This is a genomic window from Lutibacter sp. (assembly GCF_041596795.1).
Classification (GTDB): domain Bacteria; phylum Bacteroidota; class Bacteroidia; order Flavobacteriales; family Flavobacteriaceae; genus Lutibacter.
Window position 1 is genome coordinate 1 of record NZ_JBFHHX010000285.1, and the last position, 1,506, is coordinate 1,506.

Sequence of the window (1,506 nt, forward strand, 5' to 3'; positions counted from 1 at the left end):
GCATATGTGTAGAGATTTCAAAATGCTTCAACAATTTTCCACTTGTACGTGTATCTTCAGCTAAAATTAAATCAACTTCTTTTAAAACTCTAATAGCTCTAAAAGTCATATCTTCTAAATTTCCTATAGGTGTTGGTACTAAATATAATTTTGCTTCCAATTTATTTTACTGGCTATTATTGGTTTGTAAACTTTTAATCTTTATACATTTTATCAATCAACTCTTTATACTTCTGTTGAATTACTTTTCGTTTCAACTTTAAGGTAGCTGTAATTTCTCCGGCTTCTATACTAAATTCTTTAGGTAAAAGTGTTACTTTTTTTATTTTTTCAAATACAGAAAATTCTTTTTGCAATTCTTCTACACGTTTATCAATCATATCTTTAATTTGATTATGATTGATTAGTTCTTCAATATCTTTAAATGTAATTTTATGTTCTAACGCATACTTTTTTAAATTTTCAAAACTTGGTACGGCCAACGCTGTTACATATTTTTGTTGATCACCAATTACGGCAATTTGTTCAATAAAAGCATCGTTTATTAAGGCTAGTTCTAATTTTTGAGGAGCAATATATTTACCACCAGATGTTTTCATTAAATCTTTAATTCTATCGGTAATTACTAAATTTCCTTCAGCATCTAAAGTACCTGCATCACCTGTTTTAAACCAACCATCTTCAAAAACCTCAGCAGTAGCTTCAGGTTTTTTATAATAACCTTTCATTACTCCAGGTCCTTTTACCAAAACTTCATCGTTTTCACCAATTTTAATTTGGGTTCCGTGAATGGCTTTTCCTGCAGAATTAAACTCAAAATGTTTATACCCAAATAATGTAGCTGTTGCTGTTGTTTCAGTTAATCCGTAACCACATTTAATATTTAATCCAAATGAATGAAAAAACGAAACCATATCTGCAGCCAATGGCGCGCCTCCACAAGGCATAAATTTTATACGACCTCCAAAAACATCTCTTAATTTACTCAACACCAATTTATCGGCTATTTTAAATTTGATTTTTAACCCAAATGGTACTTTTTTATCAAGTCTTTTGTGTTTGTTGTAATAATTATTTCCAATACCTAAAGCCCAACTTGCTAATTTCATTTTAGTTGGCGAAGCTTCTTTACGTTTATCTTGAATTGCCGCAAATATTTTCTCAAAAATACGAGGTACTGTGCACATTACAGTTGGTTTAACTTCTTTTAAAACCTCAGCTATTAACTTCGGATTTTGGTTGAAATAAACCTCAATTCCCATATGCAAACAGAAAAACACCCAGCTGCGCTCGTAAATATGACTTAATGGTAAAAAACTTAATGAGGAATCTTTATCGGATACTTCTAATTCATATTCATGTGCTGCTAACGACTGCATAAAGTTGGAATGATTTAACATAACGCCTTTTGGCTCTCCGGTAGTTCCAGATGTATAAATAATACTTGCTAAATCTGTTTCTTCAGCTTCGTAATATCTTTTTTGTAATTCGGTTTCAACTTCTTTA

Annotated in this window: 2 protein-coding genes; both read right to left on the reverse strand. The window is 30.7% G+C overall.

Translation table 11 applies throughout. The features are described from left to right. Positions 1-160, reverse strand: a 160-nt coding sequence (locus tag ABY298_RS16330; protein ID WP_372747099.1) for an SAM-dependent methyltransferase, incomplete at its 3' end; no start/stop codon positions are given. Positions 161-194: 34 nt separating this feature from the next. Further along, on the reverse strand, positions 195-1,506 hold a 1,312-nt coding region (locus ABY298_RS16335), incomplete at its 5' end, for a long-chain fatty acid--CoA ligase (RefSeq protein WP_372747098.1).